Below are 26,906 nucleotides of genomic sequence, written 5' to 3' on the forward strand. Positions count from 1 at the left end.
GTACAATGGCAATATGATGCCAACAAGTGATTACTGGTTTACAGTAACTTATGACGAACCTCTGAATGATACCAGAAAAGAATTTAAAGCCCATTTTACTTTAAAAAGATAATCTATAATTTTATAAAAACAGAAAAGCCTAAACATTATGTTTAGGCTTTTCTTATTGGGTATAATAATGGGGCTTAAATCCTAAAAGCCATGGTTAAAATAACATCTGTAAACTTTGATTGTATTAATGCTGAATCTGTTAAGCCTACAGAATACAGTTGATATTTAATATCACGTTCCGATTGACTAAATGCTAAGTCCAAATTAAAATCACCAAAACTGTAGCCTAAACCAAGAGAATATCCGTTTAGATTACCATAAAAATTATCATCTTTATAGGGACTTTCTTCAAAACGATAACCACCTCTAAAGCTAAGTTTTTTGTATCGATACTCACCACCAAGCCTATAAGAAGTTGCAGAGTCTAAAGTGTTATTTACGGCATTATTTAATTCAGAGAAAAAAACATCATTGGTAGGTCTGAATTTTGCACTAGCGTAATCCTTTATTGAATAGTCAAAACTCAACAAGCCTTTTTTTCCAAACACATAAGCTAAGCTTCCTGTAATTTTTCCAGGCGTTTGCAATTTATATTCTGGGAATATATTTAATACATTAGGATTTACTATTTGATTAATATTAGAACCATTTTCGATTCTTGTAGTCGCTAAGTATTGTGATGTCTCATCAGAAATGCGAAACCATGTTGGGGAGTTATACGCTAATCCAACTCTAAATTCTTCAGTTAGCTTTGCAATACCTCCAAGTTGAAACGAAAAACCGCTTCCGGTAGTGAGTAAATTGTTTTCGAAATCAACATTTGTAACTGTCGAGCTTGAATTTGAATTTGCTTCGCTCAAGAATGTGATTCGCTCATAATTGATGAAGTGTGAGTTCAAATTTATTCCAAAAAAGAATTTATCGTCATAACTTGTTGCAAAATTAAACGCTAACTTTCCGTTGTAACCTCTGCTCGCATAAGTATATTCTTGATTAAAGTTTGTGCCATTTATATTTTGAATATATTCAGTGTTTTCATTTGTATCATTAATAGGGTCAATTATAAATCCTTCAAATCCTAAAAAGGCTTGTTGATTTCCGAATCCATAAAATGAACCTATTTCGTTATAAGCTTCAGATAATGTTTCACCTGGAAGAGCAGAAATTTCATCTAAGCGTTGACCATCTGCATATGCATGAAAATACTCAACAATACTTGTATTAGGATTGATTCCATTTGCTACCCAATCATCATCAAAATCTGCAGAGCGATCATAAGCAACACTCAATGAGAACTTTTTCCATCGAGAGTCAACATTTGTATTTCTAAACACAAAAGCAGCTCCTAGTTGATTCAAATCAATATTAGAATCTGAAGATGAATTGGTATTATTAAAATAGCTAATGTCACTATTAGTATTAAATATACCTAATGATAATGATGCATGGCTATTATTAAATATTGCTGAACCAGCAGGATTAATGTTAACACTAGATATATCACCACCTAAGGCACCAAAAGCACCACTCATAGATCTAAAGCGAGCTGTGCCTTGAATTTCATCCATAGAATATCTTACAGCATCTGCAATGTCTTGTGCTAAAATATAAGATGTACTCATTAAGCCTATGCTAAGCATAAGTAATTTTTTCATAATTAATTTTTTTTAAATTGGAATTCAATTAATGTTTATCCTCTACCACGTCTACTACTAGATGATCTTGTGCCAGATGATCTAGAAGAACTAGAGCTTCTTGAAGATCTTGTGCTACTTGATGATCTTGAACTGCTAGTAGATCTCACTGAACCAGATGATCTTGTAGATCTAGTTGGTGAACTTACTCTCGTAGATCTCGTAGAAGGTCTTGTTACGCGAGTATTAGAGTTTACTCTTGTAGTTGACGTAGAACTTCTAACTGTTCTTGTAGGTCTAGTTGTGCGCACGTTTCTTACCGTTCTTGTTGAAGGATTTGTAGACCTTATTACTCCTGTGTTTCTAGTTCTGGTTGAATTAGCAGCACTAGATAATCTTCGTGTAGAATAGTTACGTCTTGATGATAGCGCAGAATTACTTCTACGACGACGACTTAAGTTATTGTTATTAAGTAATGAGCCTCTTCTTCCACTAGCGTATGCATATCTGTTAGAATTTCTATAATATCCATTGTTATAGCCCCAGTTATTATATCCTGGAGGGCACCAGGAATTCCATCCCCATCCTGCGTTCCATGCCCAAGAATTATTCCATCCCCAACCATAATTATATCCCCAGCGATTCCAACTCCAAGGTCGTCCCCAACCATAAGAATAACCAAAACCTCCATTCCATAACCATGGGTCATTAAATCCGTACCATCCATTATCAATAATATTAATGGTAACAGTACTATTTTGTCCCCAACCTCCATAAGCAGGTCTTTGTTCTAAGGTGTCTTGTGCTTGTTCAATATAATTACCTTCATAAGAATCGATGTCTGTAAAAATTTCACTTTCTTCCTTTATAGCATCAACTTCAGCCGCATTTTCAGCAAAGTAGTTTTTGTAGTAATTAGAATCGTCAGTTGAAGTAGTGACAACTTCTCGTTCAACTTCAGAATCATTTTCATCAGTAGTATAAATACCATCGTTGTCGTATCCTGCATATTGAAAGGAACCACAAGACGTTAACACGGCCATTAAACCGAGTACAACATAAAATGGCAATTTTTGGTTTGTAATAGTTTTAAATTGCATATCTCTTTGTATTTTATTGTTGAACATAGCAAAAATAGTTAGTTTTGCTGAACTATTTTTTTATTTAACATAAGCACAATATCTGTGCCAAAACACTGAAAATGAGCAAAAATCTTACTAGTAGAGCTGAAGATTATTCAAAATGGTACAATGAATTGGTTGTAAAGGCTGATTTAGCTGAAAATTCCGCGGTTAGAGGTTGTATGGTTATTAAACCTTATGGTTATGCGATATGGGAGAAAATGCAAGCTGAATTAGATAGAATGTTTAAGGAAACAGGACATCAGAATGCCTATTTTCCATTATTTGTTCCAAAAAGTTTGTTTGAAGCTGAAGAGAAGAATGCTGAAGGTTTTGCTAAGGAGTGTGCTGTTGTTACACATTATAGATTGCAAAATGATCCAGATAATGAAGGAAAACTTAGAGTTGATCCTGAAGCTAAATTAGAAGAGGAGCTTGTCGTAAGACCAACAAGTGAAGCTATTATTTGGAATACTTATAAAGGTTGGATTCAAAGTTATAGAGATTTACCAATCTTAATTAATCAATGGGCTAATGTTGTACGTTGGGAAATGCGTACACGTTTGTTTTTACGTACTGCAGAGTTTTTGTGGCAAGAAGGACATACGGCTCATGCGACGAAAGGAGAAGCGATACAAGAGGCTGAACTTATGAATAATGTTTATGCTGAGTTTGCTGAAAACTTTATGGGGATACCTGTTATTAAAGGTGTAAAAACAGAAAGTGAACGTTTTGCAGGTGCTGTTGAAACCTATTGTATTGAAGCATTAATGCAAGATGGAAAAGCATTGCAAGCTGGAACGTCTCACTTTTTGGGACAAAATTTCGCTAAAGCTTTTGATGTAAAGTTTACAAATAATGAAGGGAAACAAGATCTTGTTTGGGCAACATCTTGGGGAGTTTCTACGCGGTTAATGGGTGCTCTGATTATGACCCATAGTGATGATAAAGGATTGGTATTACCCCCAAATCTAGCACCATCTCAAGTGGTTATCGTTCCAATTTATAAGAATGATAAACAATTCGATGCTATTTCTGAAAAAGCAGAGTCTATTATTAAAGAGTTAAAAGAATTAGGAATTAGTTGCAAATTTGATAAAAGAACAACACATCGACCAGGAGCTAAATTTGCACAGCATGAATTACAAGGTGTACCTTTAAGAATTGCAATCGGTCCTAAGGATTTAGAAAATAAAACTGTAGAATTAGCAAGACGAGATACGCTTACAAAATCTATTGTTGAAATTTCTAGTGTTTCGAGTAATATCAAAGATTTGTTAACTCAAATTCAAGATGAATTATTTACTAAAGCTTTAAATTATAGAGATACTCATATCACAAAGGTTGAAAATTTTGAAGAATTTAAAACAGTTTTAGAAACTAAGACAGGCTTTATTTCTGCACATTGGGATGGAACAGCGGAAACTGAGCAAAAGATTAAAGAATTGACTAAAGCTACTATAAGATGTATACCAATGGATAATAAATTAGAAGATGGTAAATGTGTTTATAGTGGTCAAGACTCAAGTCAACGCGTCCTTTTTGCTAAAGCTTATTAAAAAAAAAATCAAAAAAAATATGTTAGTAGTTGCAACATTTAAAAATAGTTGTATTTTTGCATCCGCAATGGAAACATTGTAGGTTCATTTAAATAGTAAAATAACCAAATGGCCCGTTCGTCTATCGGCTAGGACGCATGGTTTTCATCCATGTAAGAGGGGTTCGATTCCCCTACGGGCTACAATTTTAATAAGAAAGAATATAATGGCAAATCATAAGTCAGCTTTAAAGAGAATAAGAAGTAACGAAAAAAGACGTGTACTTAACAGATATCAGCATAAGACAACTCGTAATGCTATCAAAAAGTTACGTGAAATAACTGATGCTAAAGAAGCACAAAAGATGTTACCATCTGTTATCAGTATGATTGATAAGTTAGCTAAGAAGAATGTTATACATTCTAATAAAGCAGGTAACTTAAAATCTCAATTGACTAAATATGTAGCTGCAATATAATTGTAGATACTTACTAAGATATTTAAAGTCTTTCCTTTTGGAAGGACTTTTTTTGTTTCAATACTAAGTCATAGAACATAAAAAAACCTTGAATAATTAATTCAAGGTTCTTTGTTTTATATTATTTGATGAAATTTACCCATTCATAGAGATAAGGAATTCTTCATTATTTCTAGTTTGTTTGAAACGATCATTAATGAATTCCATAGCTTCAACAGGATTCATGTCTGCAAGATACTTACGCATCACCCACATTCTTTGAATTGTATTAGCATCTAATAAGATATCATCACGTCTTGTACTTGATGATGTTAAATCAATTGCAGGGAATATACGGCGATTAGAAATCTTACGATCTAACTGAAGTTCCATATTACCAGTTCCTTTGAATTCTTCAAAAATTACTTCATCCATCTTAGAACCAGTTTCTGTAAGTGCAGTTGCAATGATAGTTAAAGAACCACCATTTTCAATATTACGAGCAGCTCCGAAGAAACGTTTTGGCTTGTGCAATGCATTAGCATCAACACCACCAGAAAGTATCTTTCCTGATGCTGGTTGTACTGAGTTATAAGCTCTTGCTAAACGTGTAATTGAATCTAAAAGGATTACTACATCGTGCCCACATTCTACAAGACGTTTAGCTTTCTCTAAAACGATATTAGCAATCTTAACGTGCTCATGTGCTTCCTTATCAAAAGTAGAAGCGATAACTTCACCACGTACGTTACGTTGCATATCTGTTACCTCTTCTGGACGTTCATCAATTAATAAAATCATTTGATAAACCTCAGGATGATTAGCAGCAATTGCATTTGCAACATCCTTAAGTAACATTGTTTTACCAGTTTTTGGTTGAGATACAATCATACCACGTTGTCCTTTTCCGATTGGAGAGAACAAATCCATAATACGTGTAGATATAGTTGCTTGTTTTTCAGCTAGATTAAATTTCTCTTGTGGAAATAAAGGAGTTAAGTGTTCAAAAGCAACTCTGTCTCTTACTACTTGTGGACTTTGACCGTTAATTTTACTTACCTTGATTAATGGAAAATATTTTTCGCCTTCTTTTGGTGGGCGCACATTTCCAAAAACAGTATCACCAACTTTTAATCCAAATAATCTAATTTGTGATTGTGATACATAAATATCATCAGGAGATGTTAAGTAATTATAATCCGAAGATCTTAAGAACCCATAACCGTCTTGCATAATATCTAAGACACCTTCACTTTCAATAATAGCATCAAATTCGAAGTCTGGCTCTCTGTAACGATTTCTGTTATCCTTGTTACCATTGTTTTTATGAGTATTGCCGTCTTTAGAACGTTGTTGTCTATTGTCGTTGTTCTGAGGACGTCTTTTGTCATCATTACGTGGATTAGGTTTCTTTTGTTCTTTATTTGGTTGGTTTGGCTTGTCATTTGCAGATTTATCTACATGTGCTTTACGTTCCTGAGGTTTGCGTTCTTGTGGCTTACGTTCTTGAGGCTTTGATTTAGTTTCCTCTTTTTTATCGGAAAACTCTAAAGTCTTTTGTTCTTTATTTTCCTTAGGTTTTTGTTGAGCCCTAGTACGCTTTTGAGGAGGCTTGTTTTGCTGTTTTGGTTCTGAAGGCTTTTCTGAAGGCTTTTCAGTTTCCACTTTAGCTTTAACTGCGTTTGGATTTGCCGCTTGGTAATCTAAAATTTGATAAACCAAGTCTAATTTTTTTAGTGTACGATATTTTGGTACGTTTAGTTGTTTAGCTATATCCTGTAATTCAGGAAGCTTTTTAGCTTTTAACTGAGAAATTTCAAACATTCTTATGTAGTATAATGTATTATATTTTTTTGGTATTATTAATTCAATGTTTTCTAAATGAAATAAAAAAGAAAAAATGTGAAATTAATTTGGAAGATTAGAAGGATGCAACTCAGTGCGTTACCTCTTTCTATTGCAATAATACAATTTTATTTTAGAATAAATTCTATCTTTTTAAAAAATAAACTGCTAATTTTGTGCTGCTTTTAAAGCAAAGTTATGATACAACGTATACAAACACTATATTTATTTTTAGCTGCAGGCATTTCTGCGGGCTTAATATTTGTATTTCATTTGTGGACTAACAATGACGATATTAAAGTATTTGCATTAGATAATTATACGTATTTAGCCATGTATATAGGCTCTGCGTTATTATCGTTAATTTCAATTTTTAGTTTTAAAAACAGGAAGTCTCAGTTTGTAATGGGACGACTCAACATCATATTAAACTTTTTTTTACTAGGAATCTTTGTTTATCAATCTCTAAATTTATCTGGAGAAACTAACGTTTCTGAGAAAGGTATTGGGATTCTTCTTCCTATTTTTTCTATTGTGTGTTTAGTCTTGGCTAACAAGGCTATTAAAAAGGACGAAGATCTCGTGAAATCTGTAGATCGATTACGATGAACCTAAAATCTTAGTAGTAATGCGAAAAACCCAGACACTGTCGTCTGGGTTTTTTTATTTTTTATCGCTTTTCAAATTCAATCACTTCCAAATCCTTAATTTGTTTGCCATCAATTTTAAAGCGTAGCATAGTTCTAATTTTATGAAACCCATGTTTACCTACAGCACCAGGATTCATGTGTAAAAGGTTTAATTTTTTGTCTGGCATCACCTTTAGTATATGCGAATGACCAGTAATAAAAATATCTGGCGAATTTGCTACTAATTCACCTCTCACTCGATTATTGTATTTTGGAGGATAACCACCGATATGTGTTATCCAAACGTCTACATCTTCACACTTAAATCTATTATGAAGAGGGAATTCCGTTCTAGCTTTTGCATCGTCAATATTACCATATACTGCTTTTAATGGTTTTAACTTTTTGATGCTATCAGTAACATCTAAATTACCAATATCACCAGCATGCCATACTTCATCTGCTTGTTTTACATATTTAAGTATAGCCTCATCTATATAACTATGTGTATCTGATAAGAGGAGTATTTTTTTCATTTAAGCCAAACTTGATTTAGTGTTTCATTCCTTATACGCGGAAATTTCTTTATTAATTTTTTAGCATTTCTTTAGGAACTAAAACTGTTATCTTTGTTGCTTTCAAAGCAAAAATAGGATAATCTTTTGAGATATTTTTTACAGTTATCATACAATGGTAAAGCATACCATGGATGGCAAAACCAACCTAATGCCATTTCTGTACAAGAAGTATTAGAAAAAGCATTGAGTACCTTGTTGAAAGATGTAATCTCTGTTATGGGAGCAGGACGAACTGATGCTGGTGTACATGCCTCACAAATGTTTGCTCATTTTGATTTTGATGGAAGAATTCAGTCGAAAGATTTAGTGTATAAACTCAATTCTTATTTACCTGTTGATGTTGCAGTTGCAGATATATTCGAAGTTAACTCTGAAGCACATGCAAGATTTAACGCGTTAAGTAGAACGTATCACTATAGGGTTTCTACATCAAAAAATGTATTTGACTATGACTATGCATACCAAGTTCAATTGCCTTTAAATGTTGATGCGATGAACGAAGCTTGTAAAACCTTATTAGAGTATAAAGATTTTCAATGCTTTTCTAAAAGTAATACTGATGTAAAGACGTATAATTGTGACATTAAAGAAGCCTTTTGGACTCAGAACACTAACGAACTTGTATTTACAATTACTGCAGATCGGTTTTTGCGAAATATGGTAAGAGCCATTGTTGGGACTATGGTTAATATAGGTTTAGGGAAATTGAAAGCTGAAGCTTTGCATGAGATTATTGCCTCAAAAAATAGAAGTAATGCTGGCTTTTCAGCACCAGCACATGGTTTATATTTGGTAGAAATAGTTTATCCAAATACAATAAAATTAAAAAGTTAAATAGATAAGATTCCAATAGTTACTGAATCAAGTTCAGCATAAAATGGCAGAAGAAAACAAGAAAAAAATATTTGACGTTTCATTATTTAAACGATTATTACAGTACATAAAGCCTTATCGTACTGTTTTTGTTATTTCGTTATTCTGTGTAGTAGGTCTCGCCGTTTTTGGTGCTTTAAGACCTCTAGTATTAAAAGAGGCTATTGATGTTAAAATTGCCAATAAGGAGTATAATGGATTTGTCTTTTATATGGCTATTATGTTGACCTTATTAATTTTCGAGGTCATCTCACAACTTCTTTTTATTTATTATGCGAGTTGGTTAGGCCAATCTGTTGTTAGAGATATACGTGTGAAGTTATTTCGTCACATGCTCAAATTTAAAATGACCTACTTTGATAAGTCATCGGTTGGTGTATTAATTACCAGAGCAGTAACTGATATGGAGCGTATTGCTGATATTTTTGGACAAGGACTATTCATGATTTTTAGTGATATTCTAAAAATGCTAGTTGTAGCAATTTTTATGGGATTCATAAATTTAAAATTGAGCCTTATTGTTTTTGCAACAATGCCAATAATAATAGTTGCTACAAAGATTTTTCAGAAGTACATGAAACGTGCTTTTGAAGATGTACGTACTGAAGTTTCTAATCTAAATTCTTTTGTGCAAGAGCGTGTTACTGGCATGAAAATTTTGCAATTATTCACTCGTGAAGTCACTGAGTATAAAAAGTTTAAAGCGATTAACGAGCGTCATAAAAAAGGCTGGTTAAAGACGGTTTGGTATAATTCAATTTTCTTTCCTATTGCAGAATTTGTGTCTTCATTAACTATGGGAGCTGTGATATGGATTGGAGGTTTAAATGCGGTTGTAGAACAAACGGCTTCGTTAGGTGATTTAATAGCATTTACAATGTTTATCCCAATGTTATTTAGACCTCTATATCAAATAGCTAATAAATTCAATACGCTACAAATGGGAATGGTCGCCGCAGATCGTGTGTTTAAGGTGTTGGATACTGATTCTTACATAGATGATACAGGAGTTATTAAAGCAAATCATTTTAATGGCAGTATTTCATTTAAGGATGTGAGATTCTCTTATGTTGAAGACGAAGAAGTTTTAAAAGGAATTTCATTTGATGTAAACTCGGGAGAGACTGTAGCAATTGTTGGTGCTACAGGAGCTGGAAAATCTACCATTATAAATTTATTGAATCGTTTTTACGACATTAACTCTGGCGCTATTCAAGTTGATGGTACAGATATCACGGAAATGACCTTGAGTTCATTACGACATCAGATTGCTGTGGTTTTACAAGATGTGTTTTTGTTTGCTGATACAATTCTGAATAATATTACTCTTAATAATCCAAATATTACAGAGGAAGATGTTGTGAAGGCGGCTAAGTCTATTGGGATACATGAGTTTATTTCGAGTTTACCAGGTGGTTATCATTATAATGTAAAAGAGCGTGGTGTGATGTTGTCTTCTGGTCAGCGTCAGTTAATTTCATTTTTACGAGCTTACGTCACCAATCCAAGTATTTTAATTTTAGATGAAGCTACATCTTCCGTAGATTCTTATTCAGAGCAATTAATACAAGATGCAACAGATAAAATCACTAAAGGTAGAACATCAATTGTTATTGCTCACAGACTAGCTACGATTCAGCAAGCAGATAAAATCATTGTTATGGATGCTGGTGAAATTGTTGAAATTGGAACTCACAAATCATTGCTTGAAAAAGAAAGTGGTTATTATAGAAACCTTTATGAAGTTCAGTTTTTAAAAGCTGAAACAGTTTAGAATAAGAAAATTTATTTAGGTCTAAAATCTTCAAAATTTACTACACCTGTTGCTAACATAACCAAGAATACTAAAATTGAAATTAAGAAATAAGCAACAAAGAAAAGGCCTAAGAAAATCACAGATTTTAAAATTATATTTCCGATTGAAAGTTTGAAAACGCGCTTCAGTGCATAACAATGGTATATAAACATTAAAGGAAAAGTCAGCATGCTAAAAATAAAATAATGCTGTGGAACAATAATAAGCACTATCTGTGCAACAAACACAGCTATAATACTTAATAAAGACATAGAGTAGAGGTAAATTATAATATGTTCTGTTAAATTATACTTTTTGTCTAAAAAAACGACCCATGAGATTAAAGCAAATAACGGAATTAAAAACGAATAGAATAAAGAATTATATTCTAAGGCATTACTAGATGTAGCGTTAAAAATATCTTGTGAAACTTTAATGCCCTCAAAAAGACTTGAAAAGTCTAAGTATTGCATATAAAACTTCTTAATAATAAAAATTGACAGACCAGATAAGGTTAATGCTAAACCAAAGAAACTAATTGGGTTAATATATTTTTTTCTTACACCATTGATATAGCTATTAATAACATCTTCGGGTTGTTTAAAGAGTTGTGTAAATGTTCTAAGTAACTTATTGTCGTAGTTAAAAAAGGTTTCGCTAAGATGCTCAAAAAGATTTTTAAAACTCAACCGATTTCTAATTACTTTACCACCACAACTTTTGCAGTAGTCATCTTGTTCTAATAGTTTTGTATGACAGTTTTTACAATTCATTTATGTGATGTTATTCCAAATATAATACCAGCCAAAACAATTAATATACCAATAATGAAAAAGACACCAATATAGATAACCATTACAAATAAAAACCTTGCAAAGGTTTCCCAGAAACTATCTTTAAATACACGTTTTAATACATAGAAAAGGTAAATAAAAGTTGGTAAAGTAATTAGGGTGGATACGATTAAATAATTTAAGCCGAATAAAAGGAAAATAATACTAAAAACTGCTGTAATAATAATAATCTGAGCAGAATAGTATAAGTTTAAAACAAGGTGTTCAGTGAAATTATAACTCCGTTCTCCTAAAAAATAATAACCTAACCAAGTAGCTAGAGCAGAAAATGGCACTGTTAAAATATAGATTATACCTTGGTATTTGGTTGCGTCATCAAAACTTCCATTTAGAAAAGGATTGTTTTTTTGAGAAGGAGAGGATTCTATGGCTTGTAATATTTCTGGACTAAATTCTAAAGCTTCTTTAAAAAAAGTTTTCATCAAAAATACTTGGATTCCAGCTAGTGTTAATGAAATTGCAAAATACTGAAGTACATCAATATATTTTTTTCGAGTACCATGAATATAGCCATCAATTACTGCTTCAGGTTTTTTGAAAAGATCGATAAACGTGCGTAAAAACTTATTGTCTATTGATATGAATTGTTCGTTTACTTGAGCTGCAAGTATCTTAGGTGTTAAACGATTCTGAATCACCTTCGCACCACAGTCATCACAATAGCATTGATTGTTATTTAAAGTTTTATTACAATTTTTACAATCCACTATCCTAAGTCTTCTTTAATCTTTTTTGTAAGTTCATCTGTATCTTTAAATATTACAAATTCACCACTTTTTATATATGATATTTGTCCAGTTTCTTCACTAACAGCAATAGCTAATGCATCTGTTTTTTCGGTAATACCAACTGCAGCTCTATGACGTAACCCAAAACGTTCAGGTATGTTTTTTTCGTTATTAACAGGCAGAATAACACGTGTAGCTTTTACTACGTTATTATCTATAATAATGGCACCATCATGTAATGGACTGTTTTTGAAAAAGATACTTTCTATAATCGGTTGAGAGACTAAGATATTCATTTCATCACCTGTATTTGTGAGAAAGTCTAAGTTGTTATTTCGTTCTATAACGATTAAGGCTCCAGTATTTGTGGCTCCCATTTTATTACATGCATTAATAATAGCATCAACATCAGTAGAGGTTTGATCGTCATTTTTTAAGAACTTAAAGTTTTTAAAGAAACTTTTCTTTCCGCCAATATTTGTAGAACCAACCATTAATAGAAATTTTCTGATTTCTGGCTGAAAGACTACAATTAAGGCAATAATACCAACCTTCATAAATCCATCAAATATGCTATATAGCATATGCATATTAAGGTAGTCGGTTAATCGCCAAGCAAAATAAATAATTAGAATACCAATAAAAATATTGATGGCAACAGTGCCTTTTACAAGCTTATAGATGTAGTAGAGTAGAATAGCAACAAGGAAGACGTCAACGAAGTCTATAAATCTAAAATCCCAAAGTTGTAAGTTTTCCAAATGGTTAGTCTTTTTGCTAATTTAAGAATTAAAGTTAATAAATGAATTCTTCATCACTTATTTCAGACATTTCATTTGTAAACTTAAGTACCTTATGTTTAAAATCAATATAGTTTTGAAAGCTTAATTTTTTGTCAAAAAATAAGTGAATTTCATTTTTGTTTTTTCGTAATGAGTTAAAATATTCTTTATTAAAATGACGCTCAATAATCATAGCTTCGTCTTTAATCTGTTCTCCATAGTAAAATTCTGTCAAACCAAAAACGTCATTTGATAAGAAAGAAATATGAACTGTTCTAATTCTATCATTTATTGGCTCATTATTTTTATAGGAATCAGTATCAGTCACATAATTTACATCTGTAAACTCAAGAAACCCTAAGCTACCAATACTAGTATCATTACAGGTAAAATAGTTTTTAGCTTCTTCGTTTTTATGCATTTCTGCATTTCGCTTTTTGTCTTGCAAGAATTTAATATGCGGAATAGCTTGTTTTAAGGTTAAGCGTTTATCTACATTAACTAACCAATTTGTAGTAATAATTAAGTTTTTACGATTGAGTAAAGTAGAATCTGGTTGTGTCTCATCATAAAAGATATAAGCAGGCGAGACATCTAAAACTTCCGTGATTTCTGCATTTTCTATTTCGGGTAATTGTAACACACGTTCGTTATTACAACTCAGACAACATAAAAGAATAAGCAAATAAATATAGCGCATAGATTAGTTATATGTCAATTGATTAAAGAGTGTTACACATTCCATAGCTTCTTTTACATCATGTACACGCAGAATTTTTGCGCCTTTTTGTAAAGCAATCATGTGTAAAGCTGTGGTTCCGTTTAAAGCATTATCAGAAGTTGTGCTAAGTATTTTGTATATCATAGATTTTCTAGAAACACCTGCTAAAATGGGCTTGTCTGTAAGTTGAAGTAATTCTAGTTTACTCAGCAATTCATAGTTTTGTTCTACAGTTTTTGCAAAACCAAATCCAGGATCAATAATAATATCATTAATTTTTTCGATATGTGCGGTAGCAATACATTCAGCAAAATAAGAAATGACCTCTTTTGTTAGATCATCATAATCTGTTTGCTGTTGCATGGTTTTAGGATTTCCTTTCATATGCATCATAATGTATGGAACACCTAGTTTGCCAATTGTAGAAAGCATATTGTTATCTAGTTTTCCTGCTGAAATATCATTAATTAAAGCAGCACCAGCTTCAATACTTTTCTTTGCGATTTCACTTCTAAAAGTGTCCACAGAAATTAGAGTGTAAGGAAAATGCTTCAAGATTAATCCAATTACTGGTATCACGCGATTCAATTCTTCATCTTCATTGACATCATTTGCACCTGGTCTAGAGCTATAACCACCAACATCTATAAATGTAGCTCCATCCTTTAGCATCGTTTCAATTTGATTAAGAATCGAAGATTCATCTTTATATTTTCCACCATCGAAAAAAGAATCTGGTGTTACATTAAGAATACCCATCACTTTTGGTGATGTTAAATCGATGAGTTGGCCTTTACAATTAATTGTCATACGTCTTGCAATTAAGGTCTTAGGAAACTTTAAACCTCAAACTTTGAACTTCTAGTTTATTTATGCGAAATTTACGGAAATTTTACTCGATAATCGAGATTTGTATATATCGCAGTTTGCTTTATATATTAGTAATTTTAATCCAAAAGACTTGTAAAATAGTTTATGAGGAGTTAATTTTTTAATCAATGCAAGATACTTCAAAACAATACGATGCGGTTATCGCTAAATGCAGAGCGCTTTTTGAGAATAAAATGAGTGATTATGGTAGTGCATGGCGAATTTTAAGATTGCCTTCGCTTACAGATCAGATTTTTATAAAAGCACAACGTACAAGAAGTTTACAACAAAATTCTGTTAGAAAAGTAGATGAAGGTGAAGTGAGTGAGTTTATAGGAATCATTAATTATTGCTTAATGGCATTGATTCAGTTAGAAAAAGGTGTTGTAGAACAACCTGATTTGAACACTAAAGAAGCAACCGAACTCTATGATGAGAAAATTGCATTGACAAAACAATTGATGTTAGATAAGAATCACGATTATGGTGAAGCTTGGAGAGATATGCGAGTAAGTTCTTTAACAGATTTAATTCTTCAGAAGTTGTTACGTGTTAAGCAAATTGAAGATAATGCTGGTAAGACGATTGTAAGTGAAGGTATTGATGCTAATTATCAGGATATGATTAATTATGCAGTTTTTGCAATGATTCATTTGGGAGAAAGTAATTGATTTGTCATTCTTGCGTAAGCAGGAATCCATATCACATAAATAACCATAAAATAGATTTCTGCCTTAGCAGGAAGAATAAAAGAGCATGAAATATCTAGTACATTTTAGCAGAATATTCACAGGAATATTATTCATAATTTCAGGATTTATAAAACTTAATGACCCTCTTGGGTTTTCATATAAGCTTCAAGAATATTTTGGATCAGATGTCTTAAACCTAGAATTTTTAATTCCTTATGCTCTTGGAATATCTGTAATTGTAGTTGTTTTTGAAGTCGTTTTAGGTGTATTCCTTTTAATAGGTTATAAGCCTAAATTCACTATTTGGAGTTTGTTATTGATGATTGTATTCTTCACATTTCTAACATTCTATTCGGCATATTTTGATAAAGTAAAAGATTGTGGTTGTTTTGGTGATGCACTAAAACTAATACCATGGGAAAGCTTTACTAAAGATTTAATTCTGCTTGTGTTGATATTGATATTATTCTTTGGTTTAAAACATATCAAGCCAATTTTTACTAAGCTTCCAACAACAGTTATTGCATTATTAAGCTTTGTAATATCGCTTTGGTTTGGCTACCATGTATTGATGCATTTGCCATCTATAGATTTTAGAGCTTATGAAATTGGTAAAAATATCCAAGATGGAATGGCTATTCCAGAGAATGCTCAAAAACCAGTTTTAGAATATACATGGACATTTAATGTTAATGGCGAAGAACAAGAGTTTGTAACTAATGGAAGTTATCCAAAAGTAGATGGTGAGTATGTTGGTGTTGAAACCAAAATTATAAATGAAGGTTATATTCCTCCAATTCAAGATTTTTCTATAGAATCTGACGATGAAGATTTAACGTCTTACTTCCTTGATGAAGATAACCTCATCCTTGTTGCGATGTATAATATTTCAAAAGGTGAAATTGATGGTAAGGCAAAATTAAAATCGTTTACAGACCAAGCCATTAAAAAAGGCTATAAAGTTATAGGTCTAACATCTTCTGGATATGATGAAAAGCAACAACTAAAAACAGATTATAATCTTAATTTCGATTTTTATTTATGCGATGAGAAAGTAATAAAAACGATTGTGCGCTCTAATCCAGGAATTGTTATCCTTAATAAAGGAACAGTAATGAACAAAGCTCATTGGAATGATATTGAAGATATAGCTATAGAGACCTTACTAAATGCAATACCTAATTTAGATTTAGACCTACAAAAAGAACTTGATGCTATATATAAAACAGATCAAGGTATAAGACAAATATTTATGTCTCAAGATTCTGAAGAACAAGAAGCTATTGCGATTAAAAATGGAATTCCAGTTCAAGAGAATTTTAAAGACTATTTTCCATTATCTAAGGAAATAGATTCCTTTAATATGTTGGCTGTCGAAAAAATTATTGCAAAGCATGGCTATCCAGGAAAGAGTATTGTTGGTGAACCTTTAAACAAAGCGGCTTATTATGTGATACAACATTCAACTAAAATTCCTAAATATTTAGAATTAATAAAAAGCGCAGCTAAAGAAGGAGAGCTTTCAATGTCATTAGCAGCAATGATGGAAGATCGTATGCTAATGTATGAAGGTAAGCTACAAATATATGGTACTCAAGGACGAACCATAAACATAAATAAACCTAATCAGCAAAGTGTGATTTGGCCAATTGCTGATTTTGAAAACGTCAATAAAAGAAGAATGAAAGCAGGATTTACAGATACAGTTGAAGAAAATGCAAAACGTATGTTTGGTGAAGATTTTGAATTGAAAAACCTTTCTATTGAGGAATTTGCTAAAATGAATAATAAATAAAACTCAGCTGATACGTTATCTACTAAATAAAATATTTTACGCCTTCATCACCTTAATTGGTGTTATTACAGTCATTTTCTTTTTATTTACAATACTTCCTGGTGATCCTGCAAAAATGATGTTGGGTCAAAACCAAACAGCAGAACAAGTGGAAGCTGTAAAACAGAAATATGGTTTTGATAAACCACTAGGAACACAGTTTTTGTATTACTTAAATGATTTGTCGCCAATTTCATTTCATTCTAATACAACAAAGGATTACACGTATTTAAGACCAAATAAATATTCAGCTACGGAATTATTTACAGTTGGAAATACAACAACTGTAATTAAACCTCCATATTTACGAGAATCATTTACCAAACAAGGCAAAAAAGTGACACAAGTTATTGGAGAAACAATTCCGAATACGTTTGTGTTAGCAATTTCTGCAATTGTTATTGCTATTATTTTAGGAATTATCTTCGGAATTATTTCAGCACTTTATAAAGATACTTGGATAGACAAAACCATTCAGGTTTTAAGTACACTTGGTATGAGTGTGCCTTCATTTTTTAGTGCTATTTTATTTGCTTGGTTGTTTGGCTTTGTATTGCACAAATACACTAATTTAGAAATGACAGGAAGCTTATATGAACTTGATGACTTTGGTGAAAAGATGACCATTAAATGGAAAAATTTAATTCTACCAGCAATCGTTTTAGGTATTAGACCATTGGCAGTAGTGATTCAGTTGATGCGAAATTCATTATTAGAAGTTTTAAATCAAGATTATATTAGAACAGCTAGAGCCAAAGGCTTGAGTGAATTTCAAGTGATTAAAAATCATGCTGTTAAAAACGCATTAAATCCAGTAGTTACCGCAATTTCTGGGTGGTTTGCTTCTATGTTAGCAGGTGCTGTTTTTGTTGAATATATCTTTGGTTGGAATGGTTTAGGAAAAGAAATAGTGAATGCACTAAACACTTTAGATTTACCTGTGATTATGGGAGCCGTTTTGGTTATAGCTATTGTTTTTATAACCATAAACATCTTCGTAGATATCATATATGCTTGGTTAGATCCGAGAGTTAAGCTGTCATGATTTTAGTATAAAGAAGATAGTTTTAATCATAAAGGTTAACAAATTCTCAACCTACATTCAAAAATATAAATAATCGACAAAATTATCTATAATTAGTTCTGTCTAGAGCATTAACATTGGCTTTTTACTTATTTTTGTATTTCAAATGAAATCAATAAGATAGCTTCCTTTTTTGGGAGTATAAACATACTATTATGAGAAAAAACATCGTAGCCGGAAATTGGAAAATGAATAATGATTTAAAAGCCACTAGAAAGTTGGTAAAACAAATTAGAAAATCAATAAAAAAAGCTGAATTAGATAATACTAGAGTCATAGTAGCTCCTACATTTGTTAATCTTGCTACAGCTGTAAAGCGTGCAAAAAAATCTAAATTAGAAGTTGCAGCACAAAATATGCATCAAGCTACGAACGGAGCATTTACAGGTGAAATTTCTGCAGATATGCTAAAAAGTGTTGGTGTTAAAACGGTTATTTTGGGTCACTCAGAAAGACGTGCTTATTTTGGGGAGACTGATGCTATATTAGCTGAGAAAGTTGATGCCGCTTTATCAAATAAATTAGAAGTTATTTTCTGTTTTGGAGAAGAATTAGCAGATAGAAAAACAGGTAAAGAGGAAACTGTTGTTGGTAGTCAAATAGAAAAGGCTTTATTTCATTTAGAAGCAGATGCATATAAGAAAATTGTATTGGCATATGAGCCAGTATGGGCAATTGGGACTGGGGAAACTGCAAGCCCAGAGCAAGCACAAGATATGCATGCATTTATTAGAAAAACTTTAGCTGATAAATATGGAAATGAGGTAGCAGATTCTGTTTCTATTCTATATGGTGGAAGTGTAAAACCAGCAAACGCAAAAGAAATTTTCTCTAAGCCAGATGTAGATGGTGGACTTATTGGAGGTGCGGCTTTAAATTCTAAAGATTTTTATGCTATCGTAAGCGCATTTTAGATAAAATATATTTAATACTACTTTTCTAAGGGTATTCCCTGAGTTTTTTAATCTCAGTGAATACCCTTAAGTTTTTTTTATACTGTGGATTTAACTTGCAACTAGTTATTAATCAGTTAATTTAAAATCCACAATTATGAAAAATTACAAGCGATTTTTAGTGCAACAAGTTGCATATAAATCATTTACTACAGGAGCAAGCAAGGAAGAGGTTTTAGGTAAAAAAGCCTTAAGTATTAAAACTATGTTTGCTGCAGTTATAATGATGTGTCTAGTTACAACAGTAGCAAACAGTCAAACCTTAAAAGTTACAGGTGGTGTAGACTTAATGAGTCTAAATACTGCATTTGAATCTTTGACAGGAGATAATCCAAATGATAATCCTGATGATACTACAGGTTTACCAGCAAGATCAGCACTAATAAATAGCAAGAGCGCTAATAGTAAACGGTCATCAACTTCAATAGAAGGTACTAGTAATGAAACAGGTTTTTATTTAGGGTTAGCACTCACTGATATTGCACTGTTTAGCGATTTTGAGTTACAACCAGAAGTAAGATTTGTAGCCGTTAAAGATTTTAACCAAATTCAAGTACCAGTAGTTCTAAGTTATGGTATTACTGAAAATTTTCATGCTTATGCAGGTCCAAATTTGGCATTCTTATTAGATACAGGAGATGGTGTAAAGTCATTCAATTTTGCTTTAGATTTTGGTGCATCTTATGATATTTCTGATAAAATTGCTTTAGACGCAAGGTACGATTGGGGACAAACCAATCTTTTAGAAAATGGAGATAGCAACAACTACATAAAAATAAACAATATTCAATTTGGTATTGTTTATCGTTTTGGGAAGTAATTAGACATAAAGAGCATAAAGATGAAAACTTTAAAACAATTCTTGATTTTTATAGCGATTACATGTTTTAGTGTAAATGTCTCTGGGCAATGCACAACACCTCCTGCAGATATGGTAAGTTGGTGGCAAGCTGAAAATAATGCCAATGATCTTTATGGAAATAATAATGGTACAGAACAGAATGGTATAAGTTACGCTACTGGTACAGTTAACAATGCTTTTTATTTTGATGGTGTAGACGATGTCATTGTAGTACCACATAGTAATAATTTAGACCTTACTGGAAATGTTACTATAGAATTATGGGTGAGACAAACTGGGTTTGATAATGCAATACAAACCGTAATTTGTAAAGGTGCTGGTGATGTGCCAAATAATGAACCTGCAGCATTTTTGATGCGATTTGAGTATGCAACTACTAAATTCTTATTTAAAGATGCTACAGGAGCTTATGTAGAAAAATTAGGACCAACTTTTGAGGATTGGCAATGGCATCATTATGCTTATGTACGCCAAGGAAATATGCATATTCTATATGCTGATGGTTTTGAGTTTGGTTGGGAAAGTTTTACAAGTCTACCAGAAAGTACAATAGGATTGCCATTAACTATTGGAGCTCAATATCATAATCCTACTAATTCAGCAAATGATTATAGTTATTTTTTTGCAGGTGAAATTGATGAGGTAGGTGTGTATAATCGTGCTTTATCCCAAGCGGAAATACAAAGTATTTATAATGCAGGTGCTTTAGGAAAATGTTCTGATGGTTTGAGTATTGAAGATGATTTTCTTTCGGAAAACGAAATAAAGATCTATCCAAACCCAGTAAAAAGTACTTTCACTTTAGATATTTCAAAAAGTACCATTTTAGCGAATGAATATTTAAAATTACGAATTTTTGATTTATCTGGACGTTTAGTTAAACAGGTTGATAAAATAAATATTATAAAAAGGAATATAGATATAAACGATTTGAATACGGGAATATATTTATATCAAATAATTAAAAATGGAAGAGATATGGCTTCTGGTAAAATAATTAAAAATAAAATTTAACTTATATTTCTTACATTTAAATACCTAAAACCAATCACCTTGAAAAAAGTAATTTTAATAGTGCTCTTTTTTCTATCTGGCTTTAGTTTGTCTTCTCAAACTAGAGAGGCGGATAGTTTATTACAACTTGCTAAAGCGGCAACAACTATAGAAGATAAAGTTACCAATTATGCCAATGCCTCTTGGGCTTTAATTGATGTAGATTTAGCAAAAGCGATTAGTTATAATGATAGTGCTTTTAATATATCTAAGCAGCATAATTATAAACAAGGTGTGATAGATTCATATTATAAATATAGTGTGCTTAATCGTGCTCTTGGAGATTATGATGAAGCACTAAATTATTTAAATGAATACGAAAAATTTATAAAAGACGACACTTTGAAATTTGCAGGAGCAGCTTTTCAAAAAGGTGTTTTAAATTGTATTAAAGGTGATAATAATGAAGGTTTAAAATATTATCATAAAGCGCTTGAGTGCTATGAATTATTAAATAATAAAAGAGGATTAGGGATTACGTATAATGCTATTGGAATAGCGTACTCAAACATGAAGCGTTATGATGAGTCTATAACTAATTATGAAAAATCTTGTGAGATACTTAAATCTCTTAATGATATTGATGCTTTAGCAAGTACTTACATTAACCTGGCTAATATTTATGATTATCGAAATGAGCATGATAAAGCATTGAGTTACTTTAAAAAATCAATTGAATTAAGCACTAAGACTTCTAATATTAGAAGAATAGCTCAGAACAAGCAAAATATAGCTTCTATATACAAAGAGCAAAAAAAATATTCAAAAGCTCTTTCCTTTTCACTAGAGGCTTACAATATTTTAAAAGAAAATAATTATAAAGGAGAATTAACCCAATCTGCAGGTAATCTTGGCGAAATATATATGTTGATGGGTAACTATAAAAAAAGCGAACAGATTTTAAAACAGCAATTAGATAGTCTAAAAGGTACTATTGAGGCTAAATCGAAATTATATTTTGGTTTGTCTAAGTTGTATGAAGTTTCTGATAGACCCAAAGAAGCTTTAGAGTATCATAAAGCATATAAGAAACTCAAGGATAGTATTATCAATGAGAAAGGTTTAAAAAACTTGAATGAACTACAAGTGAAATTCGATGTTGAGAAAAAAAATAAAGAAATAATAACACAACAATTAGAATTAAAAGAACAAGAATCTGAAATTCAAAAAGCGAAAACCCAGAACACATATATGTTAGGCATCGTGGTTTTCTTGTTGTTATCCTCTGTTTTGCTAATGGTTTTGTTTAAACAACGTCAAAAACGTAGAAACCAAGAACTTTTAACTCTAAAACGTGAGTATCAAATAAAATCTTTAGAATCCTTAATAGAAGGTGAAGAGAAAGAACGTTTTAGAATAGCAAAGGAGTTGCATGATGGGGTGAATGGTGATTTATCAGCCATAAAATATAAATTGTCTTCATTATTAGAAATGAATAATAAGGTAATAAAAGAAGCTATTACAATGATTGATGATTCCTGTGAGCAAGTAAGAGCTATATCTCATAATTTAGTGCCACCTTCATTAGAAAATTTTAATTTAGTAGAAGCTACAGAGAGCTATTGCAATAATTTAGATGCGGTAAATAAAGAAGTTATTACTTTTCAGTTTTTTGGAGATGAGGTTCAATTATCTAAAAATGCTGAGGTTAATACTTTTAGAATTATACAAGAGTTAGTGACTAATGCCATAAAACATGCTGAGGCAAGCGAGATTAATGTACAACTAAGTAATAGAGAAGATATATTACAAATAACAGTGGAAGATGATGGTAAAGGTTTTGATAAAAGTAATACAGAAAGATTTGGTATTGGCTTAAGTAATATACAATCTAGAGTAGATTATTTGAATGCAGAAATTGACATGATATCTAACAGTGAAGGCACATCATGTACTATTGATATAGATTTAAAAAAATTAAATGATAACTAAATTAGCTATTACTGACGATCATGTAATGGTGCTTAAAGGCATCGAATCTTTGTTAGAAAATACTAGCGAAATAGAAGTTGTTGCAACCTACTGTAATGCTCAAGAAACAATTGACGGTTTAGAGACAAATATTCCAGATGTATTATTGTTAGACATCAATTTACCTGATATTAATGGTATAGATCTTAGTAAGCAACTGTTAAAAAAGTATCCGGAATTAAAAATTATTGCACTTACCAATTTTGATGATATTTCATTTGTAAAACGAATGCTTAAAAATGGTGTTCATGGTTATTTACTTAAAAACACTGATAAAGTTGAGTTAATAACGGCTTTAAAAACGGTCTTATCTGGTGAGTTATATATTCAAAAGAAGATTAATGATCGTTTAATCAATCAAAAATCAGCAAAGCCATTTAATAACGGTTTAAATATTAAATTAACAAGGCGAGAGCATGATGTGTTAATTGCTATTTCAGAAGAGCTTACCACACAACAGATTTCAGAAAAACTATTTATTAGCCCAAAAACAGTAGAAACACATCGTATGAATATTATGAGCAAACTAGGAGCAAAAAACAGCGTAGGTATTATAAAAATAGCTATTGAAAGAGAGTTGATATAGTCTATCCAAAATAATAAATCTTTAGGTGTAGGGATTTAGAGTTAAGCGTCTATCATAATGATTTTTGGTAGATGCTTTTTTATAATACACATATTATTGGTGTAAATTTGCGTTTCAAAAATGATACAGAATGTCAAATGCTATATACATAGGTTATACTTTTAAAATAGAACCATTACAACCAGGAACAGAAATACTAATTGCGGAGCTTGGATATGCAGGTTTTGAAAGTTTTGTAGAAAACGAAGAAGGTGTAATCGCTTATATTCAGAAAGAGGAATGGAACGAAGCTATTTTAGACGATATTCAAATTCTTAGTTCAGATGAATTTGAGATGACATATACTTTTGAAGATATTGAACAAACCAATTGGAATAAAGAATGGGAAAAGAATTTCAATCCGATAGTAGTTGATGATTTGGTAACTGTTCGTGCACCTTTTCATGAAAAACCAGATACGAAATATGATTTAATAATTGAGCCAAAAATGAGTTTTGGTACTGGTCATCATGAAACCACACATATGATGATTCAACATATTTTAAGAAATGATTTTAAAGGAAAATCTGTTTTAGATATGGGTTGTGGTACTGGTGTTTTGGCCATATTAGCAGAAAAGGTTGGAGCAACTCAACTCGATGCCATTGATATCGATAATTGGTGTTACCTTAATAGTTTAGAAAATGTTGAAAGAAATACATGTAACAACATTTCGGTGTATGAAGGAGATGTTAAGCTGTTAGAAGGTAAAAGATATGATAGTATTATTGCTAATATTAATAGGAATATTTTATTGGCTGATATATCTAAATATTCGAAATGTTTAAATGAAAACGGAACCTTATTTTTAAGTGGGTTTTATAAAGAAGATATTCCATTAATTGAAGCCGATTGCAATAAACACATGTTAAAATTGAAGGAAACTATACAAAAAGGGCAGTGGGTTTCGTTAAAATTTATAAATTAGTACTGTAATGAGTGCAAAAGAAAAAATTTCCGAAGAGCTACTTCTCCAAGAAGAAGTATTAAAACAAAACGAAATTGTATTGTTTAATGACGATGTCAATACTTTTGATCATGTTATTGATACATTAGTTTATGTCTGTGAACACACTTCTGAGCAAGCAGAACAATGCGCTTTATTAGTACATTATAAAGGAAAGTGTACGGTTAAGACAGGCTCTTATGACGATTTAGAACCACGATGCTCCAAGCTTTTACAAGCTGGTCTTAGTGCTGAGATTATTTAAAAGAATTTAGAAACTGAAAGTTTTAAGAAGGTATCTTCTCTAAAATTGGATAAGATAAATTCATTCTTATCTATATTGTTGAAAATACGACCTTCTATTTCAACTTTCAAGCTGTTTCCTATTCTGCGTGATGCTTCAATGCTAAAGATGGTACTACTGTTTTCTAAATCTTTTATTCCACCAATTAAAAGAGACGTGTTTTGGGTATCATTTAATGCAATCCTACTTCCGAAGAATATATCATTTTGTAAAGCATTTAAAGCTAATTCATCTCTTTCATCGTACAAGTATTCTCCTAAAAGACCTATGTCCAGACCATTTCCATCTATATTACTAAACGTATATTCTAAACCTGCAACAAGAGCAAAAAAATCTTGTGCTTTTGAAGTACGATAAATAGATTCAAATTTCCAAAGAAATGCATTATGGGTGATTTGTAAATCTAATCCTGTTTGATTAATGGTTGGATAAAATGCATTGATGTTTCCTAAAGAATCAAAAGTAAATAAAGGCTCTCTTCCGTTTCCATAAAAATGCGTAAGACCTACATCAAAATCCCCAAAATAATGTGACCATCTAAAAGCAGCATCTTGTCGCCATTCTTTAGCATTACTTTCATATCCAACATCATCTTTGTCTATAATAACAGGAAAACGAAGACGCCCTTTTTCTCCTGCGAAAGTTCGTTTTCTATGGTAAGGTAAATAGTAAAAATCGAAACTTCCAAATTTATCAGTTGTCCAAGTAAATTGAATCATAGGTTGTCCAAGTTTATCTTCTCCATCAAAGGATTCAACAGCATCTGTTTGATTTATAATATCAACCAAGTGATTACTTTCAGTAACTCCCCAAAATACTTTTTTAAGACCTATACTAAGTTCCCATTTATTTTTTGCTTTTTGATAATATAATTCTCTTATATCCCAATGCGTTCGTTTATCGTCTTTATCTACTCTAAGAAAACCCGTAAAATTTAGACTTTCATACCCTTTATTCCATTGTAAACTATATTCAGGAAGAATTGCAATAGATGGAAAATGTTCTTGCTGACCTTGAAACTTTGAATCATTTATAAAATAACGATATTCAGTTTCTATTTCTAATTCAAAATCATGAGTTACTTTTTTATCATCAATTTGTGCATTTAAAAATGTATAACTGAAAAAGAGAAAAAGTATGTATATATTTCTGTTCTTAAACATTTTTTATAGTATTAAAAAAGCAATACCGAATAACCACTGCTATTAACCAACTAACCAACAATCACTCTGAATTGTAGATTAAGTAGTTTACGGTATTGCTTATATTTAAAGTTTGTTTTTAGTTAATACAGTGTCAAATTCAAAAACCTTTACTTTCATTGTACTTAATGCAAATGCAGCAGCTGCAGCTATGAATACAGAGTAATCGAATGTGCCTTTTATTCCATATGTGAATGTCATTGCTAATGCAAATAATAGGATTAGATATCCACTTAGTTTAGCAAATAATTCAGTTTTAAATCCAATGATTAAACAAATCGCAAAAACTATTTCAGCTATTGTAGCTGTTGCTCCAACTATTGGGATAAGATCAATAGGAACCGACGGGTTTAACACTTTTGTATATTCTAAAAAGTTGTCCCAATTTCCCCAAGCTGAAACTTCTTTATTCCAGAACCCAAATCTATCGGCAACTGCAGATAAAAAACCTGTAGCAATAGCAATACGTAAGAAAATTTTAATCATTTTTTTATTTACCAGCTCGTTTTAAGGCAACTTGAGTAAAATCGTCTTCTACAAGATTGACTTCAAAATTATAATCACTGAATTGTAATAAGGTTTCTTTATTACTTTGATGATTTACCATATTAAATGAAGCAGCTCTCCAAAATTTATTTTTATAGAGTTTATATCCAGAGTAGGTAAGGGTTTTTAAAAGTGAATTTTTTCTATCATAAAATTCTACTTTCTCAATTCTATAACCTTTGTCTTTATTGTAGCTAACAAGTCTTCTAGTATATCCAGATTTAGGATCAACAGGGTCTTGTTCTACAGTTAGAATATTTCCTTTTTCTTCAAGAAATTTATAAGCATATTTTTCTACTTCTTGTGAAGATAAATCTTCATATGCAAATTCGCTTCCTACAAATGGACCAGATTTATT

At 31.5% G+C, this 26,906-nt stretch carries 27 protein-coding genes and 1 tRNA gene; 16 read left to right on the plus strand and 12 right to left on the minus strand.

From position 1 onward, the window contains the following. Nucleotides 1–185: 185 nt before the first annotated feature. Nucleotides 186–1,706, minus strand: coding sequence for an outer membrane protein transport protein (locus QZZ53_RS10460; RefSeq protein ID WP_296384330.1), 1,521 nt, complete (start codon nucleotides 1,704–1,706; stop codon nucleotides 186–188). A gap of 35 nt (nucleotides 1,707–1,741) precedes the next feature. Then, nucleotides 1,742–2,812: a hypothetical protein gene (locus QZZ53_RS10465; protein WP_296384332.1), complete on the minus strand. Its 1,071-nt coding sequence runs from the start codon at nucleotides 2,810–2,812 to the stop codon at nucleotides 1,742–1,744. A gap of 74 nt (nucleotides 2,813–2,886) precedes the next feature. Here QZZ53_RS10465 and proS point away from each other — a divergent pair, with 74 nt between their 5' ends. The 3 genes from proS (at nucleotide 2,887) to rpsT (ending at nucleotide 4,822) form a co-directional block, all read left to right on the plus strand. Then, complete coding sequence (gene proS, locus QZZ53_RS10470; protein WP_296384334.1) at nucleotides 2,887–4,365, plus strand: proline--tRNA ligase; 1,479 nt, start codon at nucleotides 2,887–2,889, stop codon at nucleotides 4,363–4,365. Nucleotides 4,366–4,475: 110 nt separating this feature from the next. Then, nucleotides 4,476–4,547, plus strand: a tRNA-Glu gene (locus QZZ53_RS10475). Between the two features lie 23 nt (nucleotides 4,548–4,570). Further along, nucleotides 4,571–4,822, plus strand: coding sequence for a 30S ribosomal protein S20 (gene rpsT / locus QZZ53_RS10480; protein WP_296384336.1), 252 nt, complete (start codon nucleotides 4,571–4,573; stop codon nucleotides 4,820–4,822). Between the two features lie 135 nt (nucleotides 4,823–4,957). Here rpsT and rho read toward each other — a convergent pair whose 3' ends face one another. Beyond that, entirely contained in the window at nucleotides 4,958–6,625 is a 1,668-nt protein-coding gene (gene rho / locus QZZ53_RS10485) for a transcription termination factor Rho (RefSeq protein WP_296384338.1), read from the minus strand. A gap of 219 nt (nucleotides 6,626–6,844) precedes the next feature. Between rho and QZZ53_RS10490 the strand changes: the two genes are divergently transcribed. Next, nucleotides 6,845–7,255 (plus strand): DUF4293 domain-containing protein, encoded by a 411-nt coding sequence (locus QZZ53_RS10490; protein ID WP_296384340.1) that lies wholly within the window; start codon nucleotides 6,845–6,847, stop codon nucleotides 7,253–7,255. Between the two features lie 61 nt (nucleotides 7,256–7,316). On the opposite strand, the gene QZZ53_RS10495 is transcribed toward QZZ53_RS10490, so the two are convergent. After that, nucleotides 7,317–7,811, minus strand: a complete 495-nt coding sequence (locus QZZ53_RS10495; RefSeq protein ID WP_296384342.1) for a metallophosphoesterase family protein — start codon at nucleotides 7,809–7,811, stop codon at nucleotides 7,317–7,319. A gap of 126 nt (nucleotides 7,812–7,937) precedes the next feature. Here QZZ53_RS10495 and truA point away from each other — a divergent pair, with 126 nt between their 5' ends. Beyond that, nucleotides 7,938–8,687, plus strand: coding sequence for a tRNA pseudouridine(38-40) synthase TruA (gene truA, locus QZZ53_RS10500; RefSeq protein WP_296384344.1), 750 nt, complete (start codon nucleotides 7,938–7,940; stop codon nucleotides 8,685–8,687). 43 nt (nucleotides 8,688–8,730) lie between these two features. Then, on the plus strand, nucleotides 8,731–10,500 hold the full coding sequence (locus tag QZZ53_RS10505; RefSeq protein ID WP_296384347.1) for an ABC transporter ATP-binding protein: 1,770 nt from the start codon (nucleotides 8,731–8,733) through the stop codon (nucleotides 10,498–10,500). An 11-nt stretch (nucleotides 10,501–10,511) separates the two neighbouring features. Here the strand turns inward: QZZ53_RS10505 and QZZ53_RS10510 are convergent, their stop codons facing one another. The 5 genes from QZZ53_RS10510 to folP are packed head-to-tail and all read right to left on the minus strand — an operon-like array spanning nucleotide 10,512 to nucleotide 14,416. Then, nucleotides 10,512–11,294: a DUF3667 domain-containing protein gene (locus tag QZZ53_RS10510; protein WP_296384349.1), complete on the minus strand. Its 783-nt coding sequence runs from the start codon at nucleotides 11,292–11,294 to the stop codon at nucleotides 10,512–10,514. Then, complete coding sequence (locus QZZ53_RS10515; RefSeq protein ID WP_296384351.1) at nucleotides 11,291–12,082, minus strand: DUF3667 domain-containing protein; 792 nt, start codon at nucleotides 12,080–12,082, stop codon at nucleotides 11,291–11,293. Before QZZ53_RS10515 ends, QZZ53_RS10510 begins: the two co-directional genes overlap by 4 nt. Continuing rightward, nucleotides 12,082–12,864: a diadenylate cyclase CdaA gene (gene cdaA, locus QZZ53_RS10520; RefSeq protein ID WP_296384353.1), complete on the minus strand. Its 783-nt coding sequence runs from the start codon at nucleotides 12,862–12,864 to the stop codon at nucleotides 12,082–12,084. Before cdaA ends, QZZ53_RS10515 begins: the two co-directional genes overlap by 1 nt. Before the next feature lie 34 nt (nucleotides 12,865–12,898). Further along, nucleotides 12,899–13,528, minus strand: coding sequence for a hypothetical protein (locus QZZ53_RS10525; protein WP_296384354.1), 630 nt, complete (start codon nucleotides 13,526–13,528; stop codon nucleotides 12,899–12,901). Nucleotides 13,529–13,588: 60 nt separating this feature from the next. Further along, nucleotides 13,589–14,416 carry a dihydropteroate synthase gene (folP, locus tag QZZ53_RS10530; RefSeq protein WP_296384356.1) on the minus strand — a complete coding sequence of 276 codons (828 nt, stop codon included), beginning with the start codon at nucleotides 14,414–14,416 and terminating at the stop codon, nucleotides 13,589–13,591. A gap of 188 nt (nucleotides 14,417–14,604) precedes the next feature. On the opposite strand from folP, the gene QZZ53_RS10535 reads away from it, so the two are divergent. The 10 genes from QZZ53_RS10535 to QZZ53_RS10580 all read left to right on the plus strand — a co-directional run bounded on the left by QZZ53_RS10535 (nucleotide 14,605) and on the right by QZZ53_RS10580 (nucleotide 24,761). Next, a complete protein-coding gene (locus QZZ53_RS10535; protein WP_296384359.1) occupies nucleotides 14,605–15,147 on the plus strand; it encodes a DUF1599 domain-containing protein in 543 nt (180 codons plus the stop codon). 85 nt (nucleotides 15,148–15,232) lie between these two features. Further along, nucleotides 15,233–16,963 carry a BT_3928 family protein gene (locus tag QZZ53_RS10540; protein WP_296384362.1) on the plus strand — a complete coding sequence of 577 codons (1,731 nt, stop codon included), beginning with the start codon at nucleotides 15,233–15,235 and terminating at the stop codon, nucleotides 16,961–16,963. 7 nt (nucleotides 16,964–16,970) lie between these two features. Continuing rightward, nucleotides 16,971–18,047 carry an ABC transporter permease gene (locus QZZ53_RS10545; RefSeq protein ID WP_296384383.1) on the plus strand — a complete coding sequence of 359 codons (1,077 nt, stop codon included), beginning with the start codon at nucleotides 16,971–16,973 and terminating at the stop codon, nucleotides 18,045–18,047. 194 nt (nucleotides 18,048–18,241) lie between these two features. Continuing rightward, entirely contained in the window at nucleotides 18,242–19,000 is a 759-nt protein-coding gene (gene tpiA, locus QZZ53_RS10550; RefSeq protein ID WP_296384364.1) for a triose-phosphate isomerase, read from the plus strand. Nucleotides 19,001–19,136: 136 nt separating this feature from the next. After that, nucleotides 19,137–19,859 (plus strand): outer membrane beta-barrel protein, encoded by a 723-nt coding sequence (locus tag QZZ53_RS10555; protein ID WP_296384366.1) that lies wholly within the window; start codon nucleotides 19,137–19,139, stop codon nucleotides 19,857–19,859. 21 nt (nucleotides 19,860–19,880) lie between these two features. Continuing rightward, the gene (locus tag QZZ53_RS10560; protein ID WP_296384368.1) at nucleotides 19,881–20,915 is read left to right on the plus strand and encodes a LamG-like jellyroll fold domain-containing protein; all 1,035 of its coding nucleotides are present in this window, start codon (nucleotides 19,881–19,883) and stop codon (nucleotides 20,913–20,915) included. 39 nt (nucleotides 20,916–20,954) lie between these two features. Further along, nucleotides 20,955–22,886, plus strand: coding sequence for a sensor histidine kinase (locus tag QZZ53_RS10565; protein WP_296384369.1), 1,932 nt, complete (start codon nucleotides 20,955–20,957; stop codon nucleotides 22,884–22,886). Continuing rightward, a complete protein-coding gene (locus QZZ53_RS10570; RefSeq protein ID WP_296384371.1) occupies nucleotides 22,876–23,511 on the plus strand; it encodes a response regulator transcription factor in 636 nt (211 codons plus the stop codon). Before QZZ53_RS10565 ends, QZZ53_RS10570 begins: the two co-directional genes overlap by 11 nt. Nucleotides 23,512–23,641: 130 nt before the next feature. After that, a complete protein-coding gene (gene prmA / locus QZZ53_RS10575; RefSeq protein WP_296384373.1) occupies nucleotides 23,642–24,478 on the plus strand; it encodes a 50S ribosomal protein L11 methyltransferase in 837 nt (278 codons plus the stop codon). Nucleotides 24,479–24,485: 7 nt separating this feature from the next. Then, nucleotides 24,486–24,761 (plus strand): ATP-dependent Clp protease adaptor ClpS, encoded by a 276-nt coding sequence (locus QZZ53_RS10580; RefSeq protein WP_296384375.1) that lies wholly within the window; start codon nucleotides 24,486–24,488, stop codon nucleotides 24,759–24,761. Here QZZ53_RS10580 and QZZ53_RS10585 read toward each other — a convergent pair. The 3 genes from QZZ53_RS10585 to QZZ53_RS10595 all read right to left on the minus strand — a co-directional run. After that, nucleotides 24,758–25,963, minus strand: a complete 1,206-nt coding sequence (locus tag QZZ53_RS10585) for a hypothetical protein (RefSeq protein ID WP_296384377.1) — start codon at nucleotides 25,961–25,963, stop codon at nucleotides 24,758–24,760. The genes QZZ53_RS10580 and QZZ53_RS10585 overlap by 4 nt on opposite strands. Nucleotides 25,964–26,068: 105 nt before the next feature. Continuing rightward, nucleotides 26,069–26,488 carry a DoxX family protein gene (locus QZZ53_RS10590; protein ID WP_296384379.1) on the minus strand — a complete coding sequence of 140 codons (420 nt, stop codon included), beginning with the start codon at nucleotides 26,486–26,488 and terminating at the stop codon, nucleotides 26,069–26,071. 4 nt (nucleotides 26,489–26,492) lie between these two features. Then, on the minus strand, nucleotides 26,493–26,906 hold a 414-nt coding region (locus QZZ53_RS10595), incomplete at its 5' end, for an outer membrane lipoprotein-sorting protein (RefSeq protein ID WP_296384381.1).

This window comes from Winogradskyella sp., from assembly GCF_016744625.1.
Lineage (GTDB): Bacteria > Bacteroidota > Bacteroidia > Flavobacteriales > Flavobacteriaceae > Winogradskyella.